Genomic DNA, 20668 nt, shown 5'->3' on the forward strand with positions numbered 1-20668 from the left:
TATTGAGACCAAAGTCTGATGTCCGGCGAGATCGGACCAAACAATGCGCTGGATGCTCCCAATGACTTCGGCCTTATCGCCGACGGACATGCGGTAGGCCACGACCCAGGGACGCTGGACACCGCGGACGACTTCCTGATCACCGAGCAAAAGAATTTCGGCATCCGCCTGGCGGACACGGAGCGCGGCCGCAATTCTTCCAGCATGCTGATCAACAAGATGTATGCCTGGCGCGGCTATGGCAGCGGTCACCAGGTCAAGGCCAGCCCGGCCCGGATCACGCTCACCGCGTCCGACAAGCAGCAAAACGTTATCGGCACCGTCACACTGGGGATGGACTCGGAAGAGGGCCTGCTGGCCGACGAAATATTCAGGGACAAGATCGATGTCCGCCGCCAGGCGGGCGGCCGGGTCTGCGAATTGACGAAGCTGGCCTTCGATCCCGACATCCGCTCCAAATTCGCGCTCGCCTCGCTCTTCCACATCGTGTTCATCTACGGCCGTCGCATGCACGGCTGCACCGATGTCTTCATCGAGGTCAACCCGCGCCACCGGCGTTTCTATGAAACCATGCTCGGCTTCAAGCGGGTCTGCGAGACGCGGACCAACACGCGGGTCAATGCGCCCGCGGTGCTGCTCTGGGTCGACATCGGCTACGTGGAAGAGCAGATCAGCAAGTATGGCGGCACCAGCGACAACCCCGACACGACCCGCTCGCTCTATCCATATTTCTTTTCACCGCGCGAGGAAGCCGGTATTCACGGCCGCCTCGTATCGCTGGGCTGATTACGCCTCTTTCTTCACCGGCTTGCGCGCGACGACGTTCCAGGTATTGCCCGCCTTGAATTCGCGCGCGATCTCGTAGCCAGCCGCCAGGAAGCGCTGGCGTATGTCCTGCTGCTCGAACGGGCTATACAGGATGCCTTTTTTGATTCCCCAGTCATTGATGTTCTGCGCAGCCCAGCGCAGCGGCGCTATGCCGTCCGGGTACAGCAGCACGTTGGCCGCCAGCGTGCCGCCGGGCTTCAGCACACGGTTGATGTCGCGCAGCGCCTCGTCGACCGTCGGGAAGCAGTGGATGGAGTTGGCGATGTTGGCGGTGTCGAACGACGCATCCGGAAAGGGCAGGTTGGCGGCGTCCGCATGCTGGACCTGCACCTGCGGGTCGTTGGCGAAACGCTTCTTCGCGCCGGCCAGCATCGACGGCGCGTAGTCGATGCCGGTCACCTTGACCGGCTTCATTTTCTTCCACTTGCGCCAGCGGAGGACCAGTTCGAGCAGGGTGCCGGTGCCACAGGCGACTTCGAGGTGGTTGGGACCGAAATGGGGACCAAAGAACCGCAACTGGGTATTGATGGTGCTGTTATACGCAAAAGTCAGTATGAAGAAGCCGCGTATGTCGTACCACCACGGCTCCGATGAATAGGCTTCTGCGATCTCGTCGCGGGTTTTACCTTTGGTCATATGTTTTCCTAATACAGGTTGGCAAAAAGCCCGGCGTTTCGGGTGTCCGAATATAGTTTGAACCTGGACAACAATCAAGATTGGTCCACGGGCGCATATGGCCGAGCTTGTCTGATAGACGCTTTTTTTCTGTTACAGTTTCCTCCTTTCACCGTTACCAGCGGTCGTGGGTTGTGTTCAGGCTGCTGCGGCTGTCATCTGCATCCCCGCTGCTATCGACCATGCAAACTGATTTCGATTATTCCCAGGCCTTTTCACGCAACATCGGCTGGGTAACTGTTGCTGAGCAGCAACGATTGCGCGGTGCCCGCGCGGCGATCGCGGGCCTCGGTGGCGTCGGTGGGGGACATCTGCTGACGCTGGCGCGGCTGGGCGTGGGCAACTTCAATATCTCGGACTTCGACCACTTCGAAGTCCATAACTTCAACCGCCAGGCCGGCGCGATGATGTCCACCATCGGCCAGCCCAAGAGCGAAACGCTGTCCAGGATGGCGAAGGACATCAATCCCGAGGCGGACATCCGCCTCTTCACCGAAGGCGTCACGCCGGAGAATGTCGACGACTTCCTGAAAGACGTCGATATCTACGTCGACAGCATCGACTACTTCTCGGTCGAGGCGCGGCGCATGCTGTTTGCCGAGTGCTACAAGCGCGGCATCCCGGCAGTGACGGCGGCGCCGCTGGGCATGGGCGTGGGCTTCCTGTACTTCAAGCCGGGCAAGATGAGTTTCGAGGATTACTTCCTGCTCGAAGGCCAGACGCGGCGCGAACAGCTGCTGCGCTTCATGGCCGGCCTCGCGCCCAAGGCCTTGCACCGGCATTACCTGGTCGCGCCGGAGGCGGTCAATTTCGCCGAGGAGCGCGGGCCGTCCACTATCATGTCCTGCGAGCTGTGCGCGGGTTTTACCGGCACCCAGGTGCTGAAGATACTGCTCGGGCGCGGCAAGGTCAGGCCAGTGCCCTGGAGCATGCAGTTCGATGCGTATGAACAGAAGCTGCGCTTCACCTGGCGGCCGGGCGGCAACGCCAACCCGGCGCAGAAGCTGCTGCTCAAGATCATACGGGCGCAGTTCAAGGACTGACCGTGCAGGCCGGCATCGGCCACTTCTTGCACAGCGCATCCGGGAAAATGGGCTGGCCTGGTGCATAAACCTGCGGAAACAATCAACGTGGCTGGCGTGAAGGTTGCTTTGAGGATATTTTTCGCGATTAGGCGATAGGATATCCATGAAGAACGCTGCCGACATGGCCGATTTCAATACCTTGCTGTCATACATGCCCGATGTCGGCCAGTGCGCACGGGCGCTGGTCGACCTCAATGCCACCTGGCGCATGATCGAAGCATCCTCCAGGCTGCAGTGCAGCGACGACACCGCGCTGATCCTGCCGACGCTGGGCGCGGCCCGCTCGGGCTTCAGCGCGCTGGAAGAAAGCCTGGTGAAAAGCCTGGTCGCGGAAAAGCTGTCGACCGCGCTGGCCGTGCTGTCGACCAAGGCCCAGTACGTCATCGACATCATCGTGCGCAACCTGTACGAACGCACCGCCGATGTCGGTTTCCTTGCCACCGATGCCGCCTTGTGCGCCTTCGTGGCGGGCATCGACGGCGAAGCGGGCGCGATACGCCAGCGGCTGGACGATTACCGCAGCAAGTACACGGTCTACGATGACATCGTGCTGCTCGGCGCCGACGGCCGCGTGCTGCTGCGGCTGGATCCTGCCGGGTCGGGCGGCGATGGCCCGGCGTTCGTCGGCGATGCGCTGCTGGCCGACGCGATGCAGTCCGACACCCATGTCGAGGTTTTCCGGCACAGCGCGCTGCAGCCGCACAAGCGCCAGGCGCTGATCTATGGCCGGCGCATGCTGCATCCGCAGACCGGCGCCGTGGCCGGCGTGCTGTGCCTGTGCTTCGATTTCGAGCGCGAGATGGCCGGCATCTTCGACACCCATCGCGCGCTGGACGAGCGCTACAACATGCTGCTGCTGGATGGCGAACAGCGCGTCATCGCCAGCGCCGATCCAGCATGGATCGCAACCGGCGCCCGGGTGCCCGTCAATCATGAAAACACGCCCCGCCTGCAGATGTACTGCGGCCGTCTGCACCTGGTGCGCACTGTCGCGGCCCGCGGCTACCAGGGTTATGCGGGGCCGCGCGGCTGGTGCGGGCAGGTGATGATGCCGCTCGACGTCGCCTTCCACGAGCGCGGCAGCCGGCCCGCCGTCGCGCTGGCGCCGGACCTGGTGCGCAGCCTGGCCGGGCTCAGCCAGTCGTTCTGCCCGCCGCTGCATGCGATCAGGCTGGCTGCCGACACCGTGCGACGTACCGTGTGGAATGGCCAGGTCATGGGTTCGAGGCATGGGCAGCCCGGCGGCCGGCTGGACGCCATCGTCGAACTGGTCGGCGACGTCGGCGCGCGCAGCAACGCGCTGTTCGAGGAAGCCGGCAACGACCTTTCCGCCACGGCCATCGGCAGCGGGCTGGACAGGACCGCGTTCACCGCCGAACTGATGGCCGACCTGCTCGAACGCAACCTGTACGAGCGGGCCAATGACTGCCGCTGGTGGGCATTGTCGCCACTGCTGCGCGCCACGCTGGCGCAGGGCCGGCCCGGCGAGGCGGCGCTGGGCGCGGTTGCGGGCATGCTGGCATATATCAACGGCCTGTACACCGTGTATTCCCGCATCGTGGTCTATGGCGCCGACGGCCGCATACTCGCCGAGTCGGTGCGCGACGCCGGCGACGACGCGTCGACCGGGATGACGATAGACGATGGCACGCTGCAGCGCGTGCTGGGCCTGCGCACGCCGCAGGACTATCACGTGACGCCTTTCGCGCCCAGCATGCTGTACCGCGGCCGGCCGGCATGGATCTACCATGCGGCGGTGCGCGACCCGTCGGATGCGTCGAAGGTGGTCGGCGGCATCGGGCTGGTGTTCGACGCCGCCGCCGAACTGGGCGCCATGCTCGATGACGGCCTGGGCCGGGCCGGCGGGGTCGCCTGTTTCGTCGACCGCGAAGGCCGGGTGCTGGCAAGCACCGCGGCCTCGCTGCCAGCCGGCGCGCCGCTTGACATCGACCCGGCGCTGCTGGCATTGGCGCGCGGCGAGAGCAGCGCGCGCCTGGTGGCGCATGCTGGCGAAGTGGCGATGCTGGGCTGTTGCGCAGCCCGGGGCTACCGCGAGTTCAAGACGTCCGACGGCTACCGCGACGATGTGCTGGCGGTGGTGCTGCGCAGCCACGGCCCGCTGCGGCGCACGGCGCAGAACGAATCTTTGGGATCAGGCGCCGCAATCGCCGCAAGTCGGGCAAGCGCAACAGGCGCGGCTGTGCCCGGCGCCGGGCAGCGCAAGTATGCGACGTTCACGGTGGGCGGGCAGTTGCATGCGATCGCGGCGGAACAGGTGCGGGAAGCCTGTCCGGGCAGCGCAGTGGCCCCGGTCTCCGCCGGCGCGCGGCCGGAACACCGCGGCATGCTGGCGCTGCGCAACGGCGACGAGATCGCCAGCTATATATGGGTCGCCGACCTCGCGCAAATGCTGGGAATGGCGCCGGCTGCCGCCGAAGGCGGCCAGGTGATCGTGGTGCGCCACGGCGAGCAGTCGCTGGGCATGCTGGTGGAGACGCTCGACACCGTCGCCGCATTCGCCGATGACGATGTCATCCCCGCGCCGCTTTCGTGGGACGGGGAGGATGGACTGGTGCGCCGGGTGATCCGTACCGCGACGCAGCTGGTGCCGCTGGTCGATGCCCACAGCCTGCGCCGGATGCTGGACACGGGGCAGCCGGGCTAGGGCCGGCTTGCGGCGGCGCGGCGCCGTCAGGCGCGCGCTTCGGCCTCCGCAAGGCGCCGCCGCACATAGCCGGCGCGTGTCCACAGGCCCAGGGCGATGCCGGTCAGCGCCAGCTGGCCGAGGGCAAGGTAGAGCACCGAATCCCACAGCACCGGCGCCAGCATTCCCGACACGGCCGAGGCCAGCACCGTCATCGCGCACGACTGGCAGGAAGCGACGATGCCGCGGATGTCCGGGAACAGGTCCATCACCAGCAGCGTTGCGCCCGGCGCCACCATGGACATGCCGAAGGTGTAGAAAAACAGCGGCAGGACCGACCACGGCACCATCGGCGGCAGGAACAGGTGATAGACCACGTTGAACGCGGATGCGCCGATCAGCAGTCCGAAGCCGATACGCGCCTGCTGCTGGATCGACGTGCGTCCGGCCAGCCGGTTCACCGCCAGCGCGCCGAAGAAGATGCCGCCGACCGACGGCACGAACTGCCAGGCGAACTGGTCGGCGCCGAGTCCCAGGTGCTGCGTGATGAAGATCGGGGCCGCGGACACATACAGGAACAGCCCGGCGAAGTTGAAGGCCACCGTGCCCGCTTCCAGGTGGAACAGTTGCGAGCGAAACACCGAGCGGTAGCTGTGCCACAGATAGCGCGGGTTGAACGGCTGCCGCTTTTCCAGAGGCAGGCTTTCCGGCAGGTTGCGGTAGCAGTACCACAGCAGCAGCGCGGTGTAGAAGAACAGGAAGATGAAGATCGAGCGCCAGTCGAGCAGCTTGACGATCCAGCCGCCCATGATGGGCGCGATCGCCGGGGCGATCGAGAAGATCATGGTCACCAGCGACAGCAGCTTCGCCGCCGGCGCGCCGGAGTACAGGTCGCGGATGATGGCGCGGCCTATCACCACGCCAGCCCCGGCGGAGACGCCCTGCAGTATCCGGAAGATCCACAGGTATTCGACGCTGTGCACCGACGCGCAGGCCAGCGACGCAATGCCGAACGCGGCCAGCGCGAACAGGATGATGTTGCGGCGGCCGTAGGCATCCGACAGCGCGCCGTGCCACAGGGTCATGATGCCGAACGACAGCATGTAGGCCGTGAGCGTCTGCTGCACCTGCAGCGGGCTGGCGTTCAGGGAAGCCTGGATCGCCGGGAAGGCGGGCAGGTAGGTATCGACCGCGAACGGCCCCAGCATGGCCAGCGCGGCCAGCATCAGCGCCAGGCCGGTCGAGCCGACGACGATGCGCCGGTGTGTGGCCGGGCCGGGGCCGGTTGGCTGTTCAGGATGATTCATGGGCAGGCTCAGATGCCTCCGATGCACAGGTACTTGATCTCCAGGTACTCGTCCATGCCGTACCGGGAGCCCTCGCGGCCGAGGCCGGACTGCTTGACGCCGCCGAAGGGCGCGACTTCGTTGGAGATGATGCCGGTGTTGATGCCGACCATGCCGTACTCCAGTTTCTCGGCGACGCGCCAGACGCGGCCGATGTCCCGTGAATAGAAGTAGGCAGCCAGGCCGAAGTCGGTGTCATTGGCGGCGGCCAGCGCTTCTTCCTCGCTGGTGAACTTCACCACTGCCGCGACCGGGCCGAAGGTTTCCTCGCGCATGATCTTCATGTCGGCGCTGACGTTGGACAGCACGGTGGGCTCGTAGAACAGGCCGCCCATCGGATGCGCGCGGCCGCCGCCCTCGAGCGTCGCGCCTTTCGCGAGCGCGTCGGCCACGTGGTCCTGCACCTTGTCCACTGCCTGGCTGTCGATCAGCGGCCCGATGCCGATGCCGCTTTCGAAGCCGTTGCCGACCCGGATCTGCGCAGCGCCCGCGGCCAGCTTCTGCACGAACGCGTCATGCAGCGACGCATGGACGTAGAAGCGGTTGGTGCAGACGCAGGTCTGGCCCGCATTGCGGTATTTCGACGCCAGCGCGCCTTCCACCGCCGCATCGAGGTCGGCATCCTCGAAGACGATGAAGGGCGCGTGGCCGCCCAGCTCCAGCGCCAGCTTCTTCACGGTCGGCGCGCATTGCTGCATCAGGATGCGGCCGACCGGGGTCGAGCCGGTGAACGACAGGTGGCGCACGACCGGGCTGTCGCACAGCACGCGGCCGACCTCGACCGAGCCGGCCGCGTTTGCGGTGACGATATTGATCACGCCAGGCGGCAGGCCGGCGCGGTGCGCCAGTTCGGCCAGCGCCAGCGCCGACAGCGGCGTCTGCTCGGCCGGCTTGATGACGATGGTGCAGCCGGCCGCAATCGCCGGCGCCACCTTGCGGGTGATCATCGCTATCGGAAAATTCCACGGCGTGATCGATGCGCAGACGCCGATGGGCTGCTTCAGCACCACCATGCGCTTGTCCTTCCAGGTCGAGCCGGGCACGTCGCCGCTGACCCGCTTGGCTTCCTCGGCAAACCATTCGACGAAGCTGGCGCCATAGGCGACTTCGCCCCGCGCTTCCGCCAGCGGCTTGCCCTGTTCGGCCGTCATCAGCGTGGCCAGGTCGGCGGCATGCGCCTCGAGCAGGTTGAACCAGTTGCGCAGGATGGCCGCGCGCTCCTTGCCGGTCCGGGCCGACCATGCCGGGAAGGCCGCCGCCGCCGCGTCGATCGCGCGCTGCGCATCGGCCGCGCCCATGTCGGGCACGCTGCCGATGACGGCGCCGTCGGCCGGGTTGGTCACCTCGAACGTGGCGGCGGACGCGGCCGCGCACCATGCGCCGTCGACATACGCCTGGTTGCGCAGCAGCGCGGGATCGTTCAGCTCGGGCATTGATTTTGCCGCTTGATGCATGGTGTTCTCCGGGGTTGGCGAAGCGGCCTGGAACAGGCGTCGCACAGTGCGTTTCGAGCGGCCATCGGCCTGACGCAAAAGCCGACAAGGATAGCGTAAATGGGGCCACGTTGCAGGTCTGCCATCGGCCGCGGCACGGCACCGCCGGCGGGGCGGTCCGGCCATTTTGACTTACATCAAGGAAATCCCGCACCCCGGTTCGTACACTGCGTCGGCCTGGATCGATGGCGCAACTCGCGCCCAGCCGGGCTGCAGGAGATCGATATCATGTTGGGCCCCCAAGTCGCCGCGTGCGCCACGCCGGTCGTCGAATTCGATGCCGCGCTGATCCGGCGGCTCCGCCAGTCCGGTCCGCGCTACACCTCGTATCCGACCGCGGACCGTTTTTCCGAAGCATTCGGCTATGGCGACTATCTGCAGGCCGTGGCCGGCGTGCGCAACCGCGGCGGCATGCATCCACTGTCGCTCTACCTGCACATCCCGTTCTGCGACACCGTCTGCTATTACTGCGCCTGCAACAAGATCGTCACCAAGCGCCGGGAGAAGGCGCTGACCTACCTCGGCTACCTGAAGCGCGAAATCGCGTTGCAGGGGCAGCTCTTCGCCGGCATCAACCAGGTCGAACAGCTGCATCTCGGCGGCGGCACGCCGACCTACCTGTCCGATGCGCAGATGGAAGACCTGATGGCGCACGTGCGCCGCTGCTTCCGCCTCGCGCCCGACGACATCGGCGAGTACTCGATCGAGGTCGACCCGCGCACGGTGGACGCGCCGCGCATCCATTCGCTGCGGCGACAGGGCTTCAACCGCATCAGCCTCGGCGTGCAGGACTTCGACGCCGACGTGCAGAAAGCCGTGAACCGCGTCCAGCCCGAAGCCGAGACCCGGGCCGTGATCGCCGCCGCGCGCGACGCCGGCTTCCGCTCGGTCAGCATCGACCTGATCTACGGCCTGCCGCTGCAGACCGCCGGCACCATGGCGGCGACGCTGGAGAAGGTGATCGCCGCCGGCCCCGACCGGATCTCGGTCTACAACTATGCGCACCTGCCGCATTTGTTCAAGCCGCAGCGGCGCATTGCCGAAGAGGCGCTGGCCTCGCCCGATGAAAAGCTGCGCATGCTGTCGCTGTGCATCGAGCGGCTGTGCGGCGCCGGTTACGTCTATGTCGGCATGGACCATTTCGCCCGGCCCGACGACGAGCTCGCGGTCGCGCAGCGCCAGGGCCGGCTGCACCGCAACTTCCAGGGTTACTCGACCCATGCCGACGCCGACCTGGTGGCCTGCGGCGTGTCGGCCATCAGCGCGGTCGGTCCGTCCTACAGCCAGAACGTGAAGACGCTGGATGCGTATTACAGCCACCTCGACCGCAACGAGCTGCCGGTCGCGCGCGGCATCTGGCTGTCGATGGACGACGTGCTGCGCAGGCTCATCATCCAGCGGCTGATGTGCCATTTCGAGCTGTCCATCCCCTCGGTCGAGCAGGCTTACCCGATCACCTTCGCCGCCTACTTCGAACGCGAACTGGCGCAGCTGCGGCGGCTGGAGCAGGACGGCCTGCTCACCATCAGCCCGGAATGGATTTCCGTCACGCCGCGCGGACGGCTGCTGATCCGCAATATCTGCATGGTGTTCGACCGCTACCTGCAAGAAAAGCGCGCCGACGGGCCGCGCTATTCGCGCACCATCTGAGGCTGCGATGAACGCACTGTCGCTGTTCCCGTTCTTCGCCGCCGGCCTGGTCGGCAGCGTGCATTGCGCGGGCATGTGCGGCGGCATCGTCGGCGCGTTCTCGATGGCGGCCCCGCGGCGCGCCTTTCCGGTCGCCATCGCCGTCGCGGCTGCGCCGGCAATGGCGCTGGACGGCGCGGCGCGCGTGCTTGCGTACAACACCGGGCGCATCGGCAGCTACATGGCGGCAGGCGCGCTGGCCGGCGGCCTGCTGGGCGGCGGCGCGCGCCAGCTGGCGGGCGCCGTGCCGCTGCAGTTCGCCGCCTACTGGCTGGCCAACCTGATGCTGGTGGCGCTGGGCCTTTACCTGATGAACGCATGGCATGGGCTGGCCAGGCTGGAGTCGGCCGGCCGGCTGCTCTGGTCGCGGCTGCAGCCGCTGACCCGGCGCCTGCTGCCGGTCGACCGGCCAGGCAAGGCGCTGGCGCTGGGCGCGCTGTGGGGCTGGCTGCCGTGCGGCATGGTCTACAGCATGCTGATGTCGGCCATGCTGAGCGGCTCCGCCGCCGGCGGCGCGGCAGTGATGCTGGCCTTCGGCCTGGGCACGCTGCCGGCGCTGGTCACGATGGGCATGTTCGGCAACCTGCTGCAGGCATGGACCCGGCGCCGCGGCGTCAGGCTGGCGGCGGGCCTGCTGGTGCTGTCCTTCGGCCTGCTCGGCCTGGCGCGCGCCAGCGGCGGCATCGACATCGGCTGGCTGGGCGCGCTGTGCCTGACGCCGCCGGGGACTGCGCAGTGAACGCGCTGCCCAGGCCGGAAGACCGCGCGCGCTACCCTGATTGCGCGGACTGCTTTCATTGCGGCCTGCCGCTGCCGGCCGGCGCCGACTGGCAGGTCGAGATCGACGGCATCCGGCGCGCGATGTGCTGCCCGGGCTGCGCGGCGGTGGCCCAGGCCATCGTCGACCATGGCATCGCCGACTATTACCGCAACCGCGACGGCTATGCCGCCACTGCCGGCGACGCGGTGCTGCCGCCGCAGTTGAGGCTGTACGACAACGAGGAGGCGGCGCGCAATTACCGCGCCGCCGACGGCATGCTCGAAGCGACGCTGTCGGTCGACGGGCTGCGGTGCGCGGCATGCGTCTGGCTGATCGAGCGTCGGCTGCGACAGCTTGCCGGCGTCGTGGCGGCCGACATGAATGTCGGCACCGGCCGGCTGTTCGTGCGCTGGGACCCGGCGCAATGCCGGCTGAGCGCGGTCCTCGGCGCGATGCGTGAAATCGGCTACGCCGGCTATCCGTTCGACCCGGCCCGGCACGAGGCGCAGCTGCGCCGCGCCGGCAGGACGCTGGGCCGCCAGCTGTTCATCGCCGGGCTGTCGATGATGCAGGTGATGATGTATGCGGTGCCGGGTTACCTGGCCGCGGACGGCACGCTGGAGACCGACATGGCGGCGCTGATGCAATGGGCCAGCCTGCTGCTGACGTTGCCGGCGGTCTGCTATTCGGCGCAGCCTTTCTTCCGCGGCGCCTGGGCCGCGCTGCGCCAGCGCGCGCTGACCATGGACGTGCCGGTCGCGCTGGGCATCGCGGCGGCTTTCGGCGCGAGCGTGGCGGCCACCGTGCGCGGCAGCGGCGATGTCTATTTCGACTCGGTCACGATGTTCATCTTCCTGCTGCTGTGCAGCCGCATGCTGGAACTTGCCGCGCGGCGGCGCGCGGCCTGCGCGCTGGAACGGCTCCAGCATGGGCTGCCGGAATCGGCGCAGCGGCTCGACGCCTATCCGGCAAGCCGCGAAGCCACGACCGTTGCCGCGGCCGACCTGATGCCGGGCGACGTGATCCTGGCAAGGCCGGGCGAGGCCATCGCCGCCGACGCGCTGCTGCTGGAGGGCGAGACCAGCCTGGACCTGTCGCTGCTGACCGGCGAAAGCGCGCCGCAGCGCCGCGCGGCCGGCGAGGCCATGCCGGGCGGCGCGGTCAATGCCGGCCAGCCGGTGCTGCTGCGCGTGGTGCGCAGCGCGGCGGGCAGCACGCTGGCCACGCTGGTGCGCATGGCCGAGGGCGCCGGCCTGGGCAAGCCCGCGCTGGCGCAGTGGGCCGACCGCGTGGCCGCCTGGTTCGTGGCTGGCCTGCTGCTGCTGGCCGTCGCGGTGTTCCTGTTCTGGCAATGGCATGACGCCGCGCGCGCGTGGCCGATCGCGATTGCGGTGCTGGTGGTTTCCTGCCCGTGCGCATTGTCGCTGGCCACGCCCAGCGCGCTGGCCGCCGCCACCGATGCGCTGCTGCGCCGCGGCGTGCTGATCGTGCGCCCGCATGTGCTGGAGACGCTGCACCGCGCGACCCATGTCGTGTTCGACAAGACTGGCACGCTGACCATGGGCAAACCGGTGCTGCGCGACATCGCGTTCTACAACGGCGCCGAACGCGCGCCATGTCTGCGGGTCGCCGCCGCGCTTGAAGCGGGCAGCGCGCATCCGCTGGCGCTGGCCCTGCTGGCCGCGGCCGGGCCTGGGCCAGCGTCTGCCAGCGCAGCCGGCATCCGCCATGTTGCGGGCGAAGGCATCGAGGGCACGGTCGACGGCGTGCTGTACCGGCTGGGCAGCGCCGGCTTCGTGGCCGGCATCGGCGGCCGTTTCCTGCAGCCCGTGGCGTCGTCGGGCAGCAGCCCCGTGTGGCTGGGCAGCGAGGACGGCGTGCTGGCGCGCTTCGACCTGGCCGACGGCTTGCGCGAGGACGCCGCCGATGTCGTCGCGCGCTTCATCGCGGCCGGCAAGCAGGTGGTATTGCTGAGCGGCGACCAGCAGGCCGTTGCCGACGATGTCGCGCGGACGCTGGGAATACCGGTGGCGCTGGGCGGCCGGCTGCCCGACATGAAGCTGGCCTATGTGCAGGAATTGCAGCGGGAGGGCGCGGTGGTGGCGATGGTCGGCGACGGCATCAACGACGCCGCGGTGCTGCGCGCTGCCGATGTGTCGTTTGCGATGGGCGGCGGCGCGGTGCTGGCGCAGAGCAGCGCGGATGCGGTGCTGCTGTCCGGACGGCTATCGACGCTGGCCGATGCGGCCGAGGGCGCCGCCGCGGCGATGGCGGTGGTGCGCCAGAACCTGGCATGGGCGACGCTGTACAACGCAGTGGCGATCCCGGCGGCGGCCGTCGGGTGGCTCAATCCGTGGATGTCCGGACTGGGCATGTCGCTCAGTTCGATGCTGGTCATAGGCAATGCGCTGCGGCTGCGGCGCCTTGCGAAGGGGGCATAGCGATGGAAGCGCTTTATCTGCTGGTGCCGGTGAGCGTGGGGATCGTGTTCGCGGCGATATGGGTGTTCTTCAGGATGTCGGACAGCGGCCAGTTCGACGACATGGAAGGGCCGGCGTTGCGGGTGCTGCAGGATGACGATGACGGCGGCGGCGAGAACGACGATGCGGCAGGCGTTCGGCGGCGGCAAGGCCGCGACGGGCCGCGCATCGAATGACGCAGGCTGGTTTCATGTGTCCCCCATGTATGCGTCCCTGATGCGGCATCGCGCCCGCATGAGGAGCCTGGCCGGTCGATGGCTCCGGCATGCAAGGCCTTGCCCACATGGCGCAGCTCGTCGCAAACCCTTCGCGATGACTGCTCTTTCGATGTTGTGATGCGACCCGCATTTCAAGCCCCGAAGACAAACGTCAGGCATTGATTGCGCAATGCATTCATCAATCCTTCATGGTGTTTCATCCAGCGTTCACAACCCGGTCATTTTTGACTCACATCAAGGATTTTAGGGACCCCGAACCTTACTCTCCATCAACGACATTAATTGTTTTCTCTGGAGCGTAAGTGTGGACACTGCACTGAACTATAACTACCGCATCGTCAAGCAGTTCGCGATCGCGACCGTGGTGTGGGGCGTCATCGGCATGCTGGTTGGCGTGTTCATCGCAGCCCAGCTGGCATGGCCAGCCTTCAACTTCGATATCCCCTGGCTGAGCTATGGCCGCTTGCGGCCGCTGCATACCAATGCCGTGATCTTTGCGTTCGGCATCTGCGGGCTGTTCGCCACGTCGTATTACGTCGTGCAGCGCACCTGCCAGGTCAGACTGTTCTCGGACAAGCTTGCCGCATTCACGTTCTGGGGCTGGCAGCTGGTGCTGGTCTCGGCGGCCATCACGCTGCCCATGGGCCTCACCCGCGGCAAGGAGTATGCCGAACTCGAATGGCCGATCACGCTGCTGATCGCGGTGGTGTGGATCGCATACGCCGTCGTGTTCTTCGGCACCATCATCAAGCGCAAGGTTGCGCATATCTATGTGGCCAACTGGTTCTTCGGCGCGTTCATCCTGGCCGTCACGCTGCTGCATGTGATTAACGGCGCCAGCATGCCAGCGTCGCTGACCAAGTCCTATTCGGCCTATGCCGGCGTGCAGGACGCGATGATCCAGTGGTGGTACGGGCATAACGCAGTCGGCTTCATCCTGACCGCCGGCTACCTCGGCATGGTGTATTACTTCATCCCCAAGCAGGCCGAGCGCCCGGTGTACTCGTACCGGCTGTCCATCGTGCACTTCTGGGCGCTGATCTTCACCTACATGTGGGCCGGCCCGCATCACCTGCATTACACCGCGCTGCCCGACTGGACCCAGTCTATCGGCATGGTGTTCTCGCTGATCCTACTGGCGCCGTCGTGGGGCGGCATGATCAATGGCGTCATGACGCTGTCCGGCGCCTGGCACAAGCTGCGTTCCGACCCGATCCTGAAGTTCCTCATCGTGTCGCTGTCGTTCTACGGCATGTCGACCTTCGAAGGTCCGATGATGTCGATCAAGACCGTCAACTCGCTGTCGCACTACACCGACTGGGGCATCGCCCATGTCCATGGCGGCGCGCTCGGCTGGGTCGGCTTCATCACCATGGGTTCGCTGTATTACCTGCTGCCGCGGCTGTCCGGCAAGCAGGCGATGTGGAGCACGCGGCTGATCGACCTGCATTTCTGGGTCGCCACCATCGGCATCGTGCTGTACATCGCCTCGATGTGGATCGCCGGCGTGATGCAGGGCCTGATGTGGCGCGCGGTCAATGCCGACGGCACGCTGACCTACAGTTTCGTCGAAAGCGTCAAGGCCACGTATCCGTACTACGTGATCCGCTTCACAGGCGGCCTGCTGTACCTGAGCGGCATGCTGCTCATGGCCTACAACACCTACATGACAGTGCGCGGCGCCAAGCCGGTCACTGCACGTATCCCGGCGGTCATCGCCGCACACGCCTGATAGTCGGAGCAAGCAATGAATTTTTCACATGAATCCATCGAAAAGAACCCGTGGCTGCTGATCCTGCTGGTGACGCTGGTCATCAGCATCGGCGGCGCGGTCGAGATCATTCCGCTGTTTTTCCAGCGCTCGACCACGGAGCCGGTCGCCGGCCTCAAGCCCTATAGCCCGCTGCGCCTGGTGGGCCGCGACATCTACGTGCGGGAAGGCTGCTACAACTGCCACTCGCAGATGATCCGCCCGTTCCGCGCCGAGACCGAGCGCTACGGCCACTACTCGGTGGCCGGCGAGTCGGTCTACGACAGGCCCTTCCAGTGGGGCTCCAAGCGCACCGGCCCGGACCTGGCGCGGGTAGGCGGGCGCTACAGCGATGAATGGCATCGCGCCCACCTCGACAATCCGCGCGACCTGGTGCCCGAGTCCAACATGCCGGGGTATCCGTGGCTGGCCAAGACCAGGCTCGACCCGCAGGAAGTCATTCCGAAGATGCGGGCCCTGCGCCGGCTGTCGGTGCCCTATACCGACGAGGAAATCGCTGCAGCGCCGGAAAGCCTGGCCGGCAAGACCGAGCAGGATGCGCTGGTGGCCTACCTGCAGGGACTGGGCATCCATATCAAGGCCAGGAATTGATTCCAACATTCTCCGGACATACAAGATCATGAATATCGCCGCAATCTTCGACAAGGCCAGCAGCGCAATGACTGTCGTCAGCTTCCTGACCTTCGTCGGCATACTCTGGTGGACCTTCATCCGCCACAAGGACCGCGATTTCGCCGCGGCAGCACAATTGCCGTTCGCCGATGACGACGCGCTCGCCGGCGCGGCATCGGAACCCCAGCAGGAGCAGCGCCATGTCTGACTTCACCAACGGCTTCTGGAACATCTATATCGTCGTGCTGACGCTGATCGGCATCCTGGGCTGCGGCGTGCTGCTATGGTCGCAGTCCAAGCACAAGGTCGTGCTCAAGCCGGGCGCATCGGCGCAGACCCAGACCACCGGCCACATGTGGGACGAGGACCTGACCGAGCTGAACACGCCGATGCCGCGCTGGTGGATGTGGCTGTTCTATATCACCATCGTTTTCGGGCTGGTCTACCTGGTGCTCTACCCGGGCCTGGGCAATTACGCCGGCAGCCTTGGATGGAAGTCGGCCGGCGCCTACCAGGAAGAACTGAAGCAGGCCGAAGCCGACTATGGCCCGCTGTTCGCGAAGTACCAGCAGCAGGACCTGAAGGCGGTCGCGGCCGACCCGCAGGCGCGTGCCATGGGCGAACGCCTGTTCCTGACCTACTGCTCGCAATGCCACGGCTCCGATGCGCGCGGCAGCAAGGGCTTTCCCAACCTGACCGACCATGACTGGCTGCATGGCGGCGAGCCCGACGTGATCAAGACCACGATCCTGAACGGCCGCAACGGCATGATGCCGCCGATGGGCGCCGCGGTCGGCTCCGAGAAGGACATCGAGAACGTGGCCCAGTACGTGCTCAGCCTGTCGGGCTCGACCTCGGACCCGATCAAGTCGGTGCTCGGACGCGGCAAGTTCGTCGCCAACTGCGCGGCCTGCCACGGCGCCGATGGCAAGGGCAACCCGATGATGGGCGCGCCCAACCTGAGCGACCGCATCTGGCTCTATGGCGGCAGCGCCGACACCATCATGGAAACCATACGCCGCGGCCGCAGCAACGTCATGCCGGCCTTCAAGGATTTCCTGGGCGAGGGCAAGGTGCATGTGCTCTCCGCCTATGTATGGAGCCTGTCCAACATGCCGGCGGCCACGCCGCACTGACAGCCGAAGCAGCCTGAAAGAAGCAATGAACACCCAGCCATCACCGGAAGTCGCGGTCATCAAGATGTATGCGGCGCGCGAGGAAATCTACGCGCGCGAAGTGCAGGGCCGCTATGCCAGCATCCGCTGGGCCTGCGTCTGGCTGACGCAGATCGTTTTCTACGGCTTGCCGTGGCTTAGCTGGAATGGCCGCCAGGCCGTGCTGTTCGACCTGGTTGCCCGCAAGTTCTATCTGTTCGGCATCGTGCTCTGGCCGCAGGACTTCATCTATCTCGCAGCCCTGCTGATCATCTGCGCCTACCTGCTGTTCCTGGCGACGGCGATCGCGGGCCGGGTATGGTGCGGCTTCGCCTGCCCGCAGACGGTCTACACCGAGATCTTCATGTGGATAGAGCGGCAGATCGAGGGCAGCCGCAGCGCCCGCATGCGGCTGGACCGTCAGCCGGCATCGGTTGCGAAGGCAGCCCGCAAGGTCGCCAAGCACGCGGCCTGGCTGGCCGTGGCGCTATGGACCGGCTTCACCTTCGTCGGTTATTTCACGCCGGTGCGCACGCTGGCGCATGAAGTCGCGACGCTGGGCCTGGGTCCGTGGGAATGGTTCTGGGTGCTGTTCTATGCATTCGCCACCTATGGCAATGCCGGCTGGATGCGCGAGCAGGTATGCAAGTACATGTGCCCGTATGCCCGCTTCCAGAGCTCGATGTTCGACAAGGACACGCTGATCATCACCTACGACCAGGCCCGCGGCGAGCCGCGCGGCGCCATCGCGAAGAGCGCGGCGGCGGCGGCAAAGCCGAAGCAGGGCGACTGCATCGACTGCACGATGTGCGTGCAGGTCTGCCCGACGGGCATCGACATCCGCCGCGGGCTGCAGTACGAGTGCATAGGCTGCGCCGCCTGCGTCGACGCCTGCAACAGCGTGATGGACAAGGTCGGTTATGAACGCGGCCTGATCCGCTACAGCACCGACCATGCGATGCAGCAGGGCCTGTCCAGCGCCGAGATCCGCCGCCGCGCGCTGCGGCCGCGCGTGCTGGTCTACCTGGGCGTGCTGCTGGCCATCGTCACCGCGTTCGGCCTGTCGCTGGCCATGCGCACGCCGCTCAAGATGGACGTGCTGCGCGACCGCGGGGCGATGGGGCGCGAGCTCGATGGCGGCGTGATCGAGAACGTGTACCGGCTGCAGATCATGAACACTTCCGAGACCGCGCATCGCTACCGCATCCTGGTCGATGGCATGCCGTCGGTCAGGCTGGCCAGCGCCGATGAGGTCACGCTGCAGGGCACGGAGACGCGGTCGGTGCCGATAAGGGTGCAGGTGGACGGCGGGCAGGGCGCGAAGGGATCGAACCGCATCCATATTGCGCTCGAGGCGGCCGACGGTTCGGGTCTGAAGGTCAGGGAAGAAGCGGTATTTTTCGTGCCGCGCTGAAAGAGGAATGCAGATGCAAACGACAAAGTTCAACGAACCGGCGCCCGCACCCTGGTACAGGCACCGCTGGCCCTGGCTGATCATGCTGGGTCCCTTCCTGGTCGTGCTGGCCGGCAGCTATACGATGTGGCTTGCCTATTCCGGCCAGGATGCGCTGGTGGTTGGCGACTATTACCGCCAGGGCAAGGCGATCAACCGCGATCTGACCCGGGAGCGCGCCGCCGTCAGCCTCGGGCTGCAGTTCGCGCTGCGCTACGATGCCGCCTCCGGCCGACTGCTCGGCAGCATCTCCGGCGCCGGCAAGCCGGTGCAGGGCGCGATGATGCTGAAGCTGGTGCATTCGACCCGGCCCGAGAAGGACATCGTGCTGCCGATGCTCGCCGATGCGGACGGCAATGTCTCGGCCAGGCTGCCGATGCTGGACATGGCGCGCTGGCAGGTCATCCTGGAAGACCAGGAGCGCAGCTGGCGCGTCAGCGGCGTATGGCCCTGGCCGCAGCAGCCGGCCGTGGCCCTGTCGGCCAGCCAGCCCTGATGGAGACGGGCATGCGACGAATTGCAATGGTGATACTTTGGCCGTCGTTTCTGGTGGCGGCGCTGGCGGAGGGATTCTTCTTTTCGCTGCTGGACCCGAATGACATCCAGCTGGGCGGCATGCACCTGCCGCTGCAGCCGCTGGCAGCGTACACGCTGGGCTTCCTGATGTTCTGGCTGTTCTGCGCGCTGGCCTGCATGCTGAGCTATTACCTGGCCAATGTGCCTGCCGACCGGGAGCCGCCGCTGTAGCGTGGCAGCCGCCTGGCAAGCGCGCGATGGCCAACGCTGCACCACCCGGGAATGCGGCAGGGGCCTGCGGCCTTACCGCTGCCGCGTGGCTAGTCGCATTTCTCGGTGCCGGCCGCGATGGCCTTCAGGCGCGGCGCGTCGAGGATCACGATCTCGCGGTTATTGACCTGCAGCAGTTCCATTTTCTTGAAGCGGGACAGCAGCCGGCTGATGCTTTCGATGGTCAGGCCAAGGTAGTTGCCGATTTCCTCGCGCGACATCCGCAGGTGGAAGGATGTCGACGAATAGCCGCGGGCGGCATAGCGCGAGCCGAGATTGACCAGGAAGGCGGCAAAGCGCTGGCCGGCGCGCATATTGCCCAGCAATAGCATCACGCTTTGCTCGCGCGTGATCTCCTGGCTCATCATCCGATGGAAATGATGCAGCAGGTTGGGGATGTGGCCGAACAGGTCCTGCAGGCGGTTGAACGGGATCTCGCAGACTTCGCTGTCCTCCAGCGCAATGGCCGAGCAATGGTGGCGGTCGGTGCCGATCGCGTCCATGCCCAGCAGTTCGCCGGCCATCTGGAAGCCGGTGATCTGCTGGTCGCCGGCAACATTGATCTGGAAGGTCTTGAAATGCCCGAGCCGGATCGCGTACAGGTTGGTGAAATGCTCGCCCATCCGGTAGAGGTGGGCATCCCGCGGGATCTTGCGCCGCCGCCCTATGATGGCGTCGAGGCGCGACATGTCGTCGTCGTCCAGCCCCATGGGCAGGCAGAGCTGGTGCATGCTGCAGGCCGAGCAACTGGCTTTCAATGCATGGACGTTCAGTTCCGGGTCGGGTTGTGGCACGCTGTTGAGCTGGATGGAGTGGATCATGATTGTGTGCTGTCGCAGGCTGAGTGATAGGTGGCAGGCACGCTATGCCAGGCGGATGGATCGTGCGATTGGAGCAGTCACGCGTCCCAGTTTAGCAAAGCTCCGGGAACTTAAATAGGAAGTGCTGGACTAAAATTTGCGAAAACACCAACTATGTACGGCAGCGTACAGTTAGTTTCATTAAAGCGCCGTATTGTTTGCCTCATGACATCGTTATGTCATTTGCTTCTCCCCCTCACAACGATTGGATGCCCAAAATGAAAAAAATGCTTACGCTGTTGGCTATTCCCCTCGCACAGGCCGCAATGGTATCGGCTTTCGCGCAGACCCCTGCTGCAACCGATCCATCCGCCAGCCCGTCCCGCGCCGAAGTCCGGGCAGGCGCCAGCGCCGCCAACGCGGACAAGGTCAACCAGTTCCAGGACAAGCCGGGTGCTGCAACTTCCGGTAGCGGCACCAGCCGTGCAGAAGTGAAGTCCGGCGCCAGCGCCGCCAACGCGGACAAGGTCAACCAGTTCCAGGACAAGCCAAACGCCGGCATGTCGGGCAGCAGCAAGAGCCGCGCCGAAGTCAAGGCAGAGCGCAATGCCAGCGGCAATATGTCGCGCGGCAATATCGAAGTGCCGACCCCAGGCACCTCGTCGCAGCCTAACCTGAAAAACCCGAATCCGATGACCGCAGAGCAGCGCGCGGCCCGTCGCGAGGCTCGCCGTCAACGCGCAGCCGAGCGCAAGGCAGCACGCGCCAACGCATCGACCCAGGGCACCAGCGCTGCAATGCCGGCCAACGGCGGCGCAGGCGCCGGCAGCCCGGCACCAGGCAAGTAATCGTCCCGCTCCGGCGCTTCCCTGAA

19 protein-coding genes are annotated in these 20668 nt (G+C 66.1%); 15 read left to right on the top strand and 4 right to left on the bottom strand.

All coding sequences use genetic code 11. From position 1 onward, the window contains the following. The first annotated feature begins 18 nt into the window (after positions 1 to 18). Positions 19 to 786, top strand: a complete 768-nt coding sequence (locus QOL82_RS10655) for an N-acyl amino acid synthase FeeM domain-containing protein (protein ID WP_283442238.1) — start codon at positions 19 to 21, stop codon at positions 784 to 786. On the opposite strand, the gene QOL82_RS10660 is transcribed toward QOL82_RS10655, so the two are convergent. Then, the gene (locus QOL82_RS10660; protein ID WP_283442239.1) at positions 787 to 1464 is read right to left on the bottom strand and encodes a class I SAM-dependent methyltransferase; all 678 of its coding nucleotides are present in this window, start codon (positions 1462 to 1464) and stop codon (positions 787 to 789) included. A 221-nt stretch (positions 1465 to 1685) separates the two neighbouring features. On the opposite strand from QOL82_RS10660, the gene QOL82_RS10665 reads away from it, so the two are divergent. Together QOL82_RS10665 and QOL82_RS10670 are read left to right on the top strand one after the other, a co-directional pair. After that, entirely contained in the window at positions 1686 to 2546 is an 861-nt protein-coding gene (locus tag QOL82_RS10665) for a ThiF family adenylyltransferase (RefSeq protein ID WP_283442240.1), read from the top strand. A 145-nt stretch (positions 2547 to 2691) separates the two neighbouring features. Then, positions 2692 to 5253, top strand: coding sequence for a chemotaxis protein CheW (locus QOL82_RS10670; RefSeq protein ID WP_283442241.1), 2562 nt, complete (start codon positions 2692 to 2694; stop codon positions 5251 to 5253). Between the two features lie 26 nt (positions 5254 to 5279). On the opposite strand, the gene QOL82_RS10675 is transcribed toward QOL82_RS10670, so the two are convergent. Further along, a complete protein-coding gene (locus tag QOL82_RS10675; RefSeq protein WP_283442242.1) occupies positions 5280 to 6539 on the bottom strand; it encodes a multidrug effflux MFS transporter in 1260 nt (419 codons plus the stop codon). Positions 6540 to 6547: 8 nt separating this feature from the next. Continuing rightward, a complete protein-coding gene (locus tag QOL82_RS10680; protein ID WP_283442243.1) occupies positions 6548 to 8032 on the bottom strand; it encodes an NAD-dependent succinate-semialdehyde dehydrogenase in 1485 nt (494 codons plus the stop codon). A 267-nt stretch (positions 8033 to 8299) separates the two neighbouring features. On the opposite strand from QOL82_RS10680, the gene hemN reads away from it, so the two are divergent. The 11 genes from hemN (at position 8300) to QOL82_RS10735 (ending at position 18955) form a co-directional block, all read left to right on the top strand. Beyond that, the gene (gene hemN, locus QOL82_RS10685; protein WP_283442244.1) at positions 8300 to 9721 is read left to right on the top strand and encodes an oxygen-independent coproporphyrinogen III oxidase; all 1422 of its coding nucleotides are present in this window, start codon (positions 8300 to 8302) and stop codon (positions 9719 to 9721) included. Positions 9722 to 9728: 7 nt separating this feature from the next. After that, positions 9729 to 10499: a sulfite exporter TauE/SafE family protein gene (locus tag QOL82_RS10690; protein WP_283442245.1), complete on the top strand. Its 771-nt coding sequence runs from the start codon at positions 9729 to 9731 to the stop codon at positions 10497 to 10499. Beyond that, complete coding sequence (locus tag QOL82_RS10695; protein ID WP_283442246.1) at positions 10496 to 12961, top strand: heavy metal translocating P-type ATPase; 2466 nt, start codon at positions 10496 to 10498, stop codon at positions 12959 to 12961. The genes QOL82_RS10690 and QOL82_RS10695 overlap by 4 nt, the downstream gene beginning before the upstream one ends. A 2-nt stretch (positions 12962 to 12963) precedes the next feature. Further along, entirely contained in the window at positions 12964 to 13176 is a 213-nt protein-coding gene (ccoS, locus tag QOL82_RS10700) for a cbb3-type cytochrome oxidase assembly protein CcoS (protein ID WP_283442247.1), read from the top strand. 346 nt (positions 13177 to 13522) lie between these two features. After that, positions 13523 to 14950 (top strand): cytochrome-c oxidase, cbb3-type subunit I, encoded by a 1428-nt coding sequence (ccoN, locus tag QOL82_RS10705; protein WP_283442248.1) that lies wholly within the window; start codon positions 13523 to 13525, stop codon positions 14948 to 14950. 15 nt (positions 14951 to 14965) lie between these two features. Beyond that, positions 14966 to 15580 carry a cytochrome-c oxidase, cbb3-type subunit II gene (gene ccoO, locus QOL82_RS10710; RefSeq protein ID WP_283442249.1) on the top strand — a complete coding sequence of 205 codons (615 nt, stop codon included), beginning with the start codon at positions 14966 to 14968 and terminating at the stop codon, positions 15578 to 15580. Between the two features lie 28 nt (positions 15581 to 15608). Further along, a complete protein-coding gene (locus tag QOL82_RS10715; RefSeq protein WP_283442250.1) occupies positions 15609 to 15809 on the top strand; it encodes a cbb3-type cytochrome oxidase subunit 3 in 201 nt (66 codons plus the stop codon). Next, positions 15802 to 16737 carry a cytochrome-c oxidase, cbb3-type subunit III gene (gene ccoP, locus QOL82_RS10720; RefSeq protein WP_283442251.1) on the top strand — a complete coding sequence of 312 codons (936 nt, stop codon included), beginning with the start codon at positions 15802 to 15804 and terminating at the stop codon, positions 16735 to 16737. The genes QOL82_RS10715 and ccoP overlap by 8 nt, the downstream gene beginning before the upstream one ends. Positions 16738 to 16762: 25 nt before the next feature. Beyond that, complete coding sequence (gene ccoG, locus QOL82_RS10725; RefSeq protein ID WP_283442252.1) at positions 16763 to 18169, top strand: cytochrome c oxidase accessory protein CcoG; 1407 nt, start codon at positions 16763 to 16765, stop codon at positions 18167 to 18169. A gap of 13 nt (positions 18170 to 18182) precedes the next feature. Further along, positions 18183 to 18704: a FixH family protein gene (locus QOL82_RS10730; RefSeq protein ID WP_283442253.1), complete on the top strand. Its 522-nt coding sequence runs from the start codon at positions 18183 to 18185 to the stop codon at positions 18702 to 18704. A gap of 11 nt (positions 18705 to 18715) precedes the next feature. Then, positions 18716 to 18955: a hypothetical protein gene (locus QOL82_RS10735; protein WP_283442254.1), complete on the top strand. Its 240-nt coding sequence runs from the start codon at positions 18716 to 18718 to the stop codon at positions 18953 to 18955. An 89-nt stretch (positions 18956 to 19044) separates the two neighbouring features. Here the strand turns inward: QOL82_RS10735 and fnr are convergent, their stop codons facing one another. Then, on the bottom strand, positions 19045 to 19815 hold the full coding sequence (gene fnr / locus QOL82_RS10740) for a fumarate/nitrate reduction transcriptional regulator Fnr (RefSeq protein WP_283442255.1): 771 nt from the start codon (positions 19813 to 19815) through the stop codon (positions 19045 to 19047). A gap of 257 nt (positions 19816 to 20072) precedes the next feature. Between fnr and QOL82_RS10745 the strand changes: the two genes are divergently transcribed. Continuing rightward, complete coding sequence (locus QOL82_RS10745) at positions 20073 to 20642, top strand: hypothetical protein (RefSeq protein WP_283442256.1); 570 nt, start codon at positions 20073 to 20075, stop codon at positions 20640 to 20642. Positions 20643 to 20668: the final 26 nt, after the last annotated feature.

It is taken from the genome of Noviherbaspirillum suwonense, assembly GCF_900182955.1.
Lineage (GTDB): Bacteria > Pseudomonadota > Gammaproteobacteria > Burkholderiales > Burkholderiaceae_D > Noviherbaspirillum_A > Noviherbaspirillum_A suwonense.